This window comes from Neisseria sp. P0022.S010, from assembly GCF_051956635.1.
Genome location: NZ_JBQCXF010000911.1, coordinates 1 through 443, shown reverse-complemented (window position 1 = coordinate 443; position 443 = coordinate 1). Strand labels below are relative to the sequence as shown.

Sequence of the window (443 nt, the reverse complement as noted above, 5' to 3'; positions counted from 1 at the left end):
TCGAAGGTGCAACCCAAAACTTACAGCCGTTCGCGTTCGGCTTCGAAGTTTTCGATGATGCCGTTGTGTACAACCGCAGTTATGCCGCCGGAAATATGGGGGTGGGCGTTAGGCTCGGTTACACCGCCGTGGGTTGCCTAACGGGGATGGCCGATGCCGATATGGCCGAACACGCCTTTTTCGCGCGCGGCGTCCTCCATCAGCTGCACGCGGCCGACGCGGCGGACGCGTTTGACTTTGCCGTCCATGTTTACGGCAATACCCGACGAATCCTAGCCTCGGTATTCAAGGCGTTTGAGACCGTCAGTCAGAAAATCGACTACATTGTGATTGGCGCGAACAGCACCTACGATACCGCACATATAAGCTCCTTAGTATCAAAAGTTTGAGAAAACGACTGCTGCTCCGGCTACCGAAAGCGGCAGTCGGAAAACGCAGTTTTA

The 443-nt window shown here is 55.1% G+C and carries 1 pseudogene; it reads right to left on the bottom strand.

Features of this window, described 5'->3' with window-relative positions:
* Positions 1 to 23: 23 nt before the first annotated feature.
* A pseudogene (locus ACTHUT_RS22065) lies at positions 24 to 362 on the bottom strand (glutamine--fructose-6-phosphate transaminase (isomerizing)); the annotation flags it as partial.
* Positions 363 to 443 lie beyond the last annotated feature (81 nt).